The 3174-nt window shown below is 67.3% G+C and carries 2 protein-coding genes; both read right to left on the bottom strand.

The window, feature by feature from the left end:
• Positions 1 to 80: 80 nt before the first annotated feature.
• Positions 81 to 1253: a glycogen synthase gene (gene glgA, locus U9980_RS07190; RefSeq protein ID WP_322767215.1), complete on the bottom strand. Its 1173-nt coding sequence runs from the start codon at positions 1251 to 1253 to the stop codon at positions 81 to 83.
• A 165-nt stretch (positions 1254 to 1418) separates the two neighbouring features.
• Positions 1419 to 2657, bottom strand: a complete 1239-nt coding sequence (gene glgC / locus U9980_RS07185) for a glucose-1-phosphate adenylyltransferase (RefSeq protein ID WP_322767214.1) — start codon at positions 2655 to 2657, stop codon at positions 1419 to 1421.
• Between the last annotated feature and the right edge of the window lie 517 nt (positions 2658 to 3174).

The raw sequence follows: 3174 nt of genomic DNA, 5'->3' as shown, positions 1-3174 counted from the left end.
GTCTGCTGCTCGCCGCCGAGATCGCCGTGACCCTGCCCGACGCCGCCGACATCCTCCTCCTGCTCACCGGACGCGCCGACCTACCCGCCGGCCTGAGCGTGGTCTGATACCAGCGCCTCGTAGAGGCGGGCGGTTTTTTCGGCTACCGCCGGCCAGCCGAACTCGGTGACGGCGCGGTCCCGGCCGGCTTGGCCCATGGCTGCGGCGCGTGCCGGGTCGGTGAGCAGTTCGTTGACGGCGGCGGCCAGCGCCGCGGGGTCATCGGGTGGTACGAGCAGCCCGGTCACGCCGTCGTCCACCACTTCGGGGATGCCCCCGACCCGGGAGGCGACCACAGCCGTGCTGCACGCCATGGCCTCGAGGTTGACGATCCCGAGCGGCTCGTAGACCGACGGGCAGACGAAGACGGTCGCATGCGAGAGCAGCTGGATGACCTCGGGCTTGGCAAGCATGCCGGAGATCCACACAACACCCTTGCGGACGTCACGTAGCCCGTCGACCAGGTCGGTGACCTCGGCCAGTAGCTGCGGGGTGTCGGGCGCGCCCGCGCAGAGCACCAGCTGAGCCCGAGGGTCGAGCTCGGCCGCGGCCCGCAGCAGCACCGGCACTCCCTTCTGCCGGGTGATCCGACCGACGAAGACCACCGACGGCTGCCCCGGGTCCACCCCGTGGCGGGCCAGGACATCGGTCGCGGGGTCCGGCGCGTATTCGTCGGTGTCGATCCCGTTGCGGATGACGTGGACCTTCGCCGGATCGACCGCCGGGTAGGCCGACAGGACATCGGCTCGCATGCCCTGGCTCACCGCGATGACCGCCGCGGCTGACTCGATGGACACCCGTTCGCACCATGATGACAGTGCGTAGCCACCGCCGAGCTGTTCGGCCTTCCACGGCCGCTGCGGCTCAAGAGAATGCGAGGTCATCACGTGCGGGATCCCGTAGAGCAGGGATGCCAGATGCCCGGCAAGGTTGGCGTACCAGGTGTGGGAATGTACCAGGTCCGCGTCGGCGACGGCAGCCGTTGCGGACAGGTCGGCCGACACAGTCCGCAACACCTCACCCGCGTCCGCGAGCTGGTCCCACGGCCGGTGCGCGCGTACCGCGATGCCGTCCGAGCCCGGCCGGTCGGCCCCCTGGCAGTGCACGGTCAGGTTCACCAACCGGGAGACTTCGCGGGCGAGGTACTCGACGTGCACTCCGGCGCCGCCGTAGACCTCCGGCGGGTACTCCCTGGTCAGCAACGAGACGCGCATTACCTGCCCTTCAGTGCTCCAGGGATTGCGGCCTGCGGGCGCGCGATCTGGCGATCGTCGCGCGCCCTTTGGCCCTTCAGCGTTCCAGGGATTGCGGCCTGCGGGCGCGCGATCTGGCGATCGTCGCGCGCCCTTTGGCCCTTGCGTGCTCCAGCGACTTCGAGCTCACTCGGTGATTGTCACGCCCTTGCCGACGACCGTGACGCCATCGGGGCTGACCGTGAACCCGCGGGCGGTGTCGTGTTCCTTGTCCACCCCGACCTGCCCACCTTCGGGTACCACCACGTTCTTGTCGAGGATCGCGTTGCGGACCACGGCATGCCGTCCGATGACCGTGTTATCCAGTATGACCGCATTTTCGACCTGCGCCCAGGAGTTCACCCGTACCCCGGGCGACAGGACTGACCGGCGCACCAGCCCGCCAGAAATGATCACTCCGTTGCTGACGACGCTGTTGAGCGCCATGCCGGTCCGGCCCGGTTCCTCGTGGACGAATTTTGCCGGCGGCAGGGACGGGACGTTCGTCAGGATCGGCCAGTGCCGGTTGTAGAGGTTGAACACCGGGTCGAACGCGCACAGGTCCATGTGCGCGTCGAAATAGGAGTCGAGGGTGCCGACGTCGCGCCAGTAGCCCCGATCCCGTTCGCTTGCTCCGGGCACCTCGTTCTCGGTGAAGTCGTAGACCTGCGCGACACCTTCTTTGGTCAGCATCGGGATGATGCTGCCGCCCATGTCGTGGACGCTGTCGTCGTCGTCCGCGTCGGCCCGCAGCGCCTCGATCAGGACGTCCGTGGAGAAGACGTAGTTGCCCATGGACGCGTACGTCTCATCGGGACTGTCGGGCAGGCCGGGCGGATCCGCCGGCTTCTCAAGGAAGGCGTCGATCGTCCGGCCGTCCGCACCGGGGCGGATCACACCGAGTTGCCTACCCTCCATTCGGGGCACACGCAGCCCCGCGACGGTCACCCCGGCCCTGTTGGCCAGGTGCTGCTCGACCATCTGGCGCGGATCCATCCGGTAGACGTGGTCGGCGCCGAACACGACCACGATATCCGGTTGATCATCGTAGATGAGGTTCAGCGACTGGAGGATCGCATCCGCGGACCCCGTGTACCACCGGGGGCCGAGTCGTTGCTGCGCAGGTACCGGTGTGACGTAGTTGTCGAGCAGATTGCTCATGCGCCAGGTCGTGGTGATGTGGCGGTCCAGGCTGTGGCTCTTGTACTGCGTGAGAACACAGATCCGCAGGTAGCCTGCGTTGGCCAGGTTCGACAGGACGAAATCGATCAATCGGTAGAGGCCGCCGAACGGGACGGCCGGCTTGGCGCGGTCGGCGGTGAGCGGCGCGAGCCGCTTGCCCGCACCACCGGCCAGCACGACGCCGAGCACTCTTGGCGTTGACATCCCACACCTCCCCGGGGTGGCGATCGATGATCGGCTGGGAATCGATGATCGGCTGGGACCGGCAAGGACCGACTTCGGGCGGTCCAGCCGGTATTTTCTGAGCCTAACAACGCATAGCTAATTGCGATGTTCAACCCAGAAGGCCGCAGGGCCCGTCCCACCACCAGGCCTACGCTGACCACCCTGGACGCACCGAGCCAGACACGAGCCGGACACCCGTCAAAAAGATCATCTGTTGTGATTGGGACAAACCTGTCCCCAGGTTGTGTTCATGACGTCAGGTCGATGTCCCGTGGTTGGCGTCCCCGGTCTGGGCCTGTCTATGCGTGCGCTATGCGACTGGTCTTGCGGGATGGATCTTGCGTGGCGGGCCCGCTGCGGTGGGCCTCAGGTGCTGGTCCTGGTCAGGTCGTAGACGGTCGTACCGCCGATCGTTGCCGGGCTGAAATTCTGTTGGACCCACGCGGCGATGGCACTGGCCGGGCTATCGGACTGGCTGCCGCCCATCCCCATCCCC

Origin of the sequence: Protofrankia sp. Cr1 (assembly GCF_963555865.1) — a bacterium.
GTDB lineage: Bacteria > Actinomycetota > Actinomycetes > Frankiales > Frankiaceae > Protofrankia.
This window is presented reverse-complemented; position numbering and strand designations above follow the sequence as displayed.

Bases quoted from the DNA above. Each gene is read 5' to 3' on its own strand.
- glgC (WP_322767214.1), bottom strand. From the start codon at position 2,657: ATGTCAACGCCAAGAGTGCTCGGCGTCGTGCTGGCCGGTGGTGCGGGC.
- glgA (WP_322767215.1), bottom strand. From the start codon at position 1,253: ATGCGCGTCTCGTTGCTGACCAGGGAGTACCCGCCGGAGGTCTACGGC.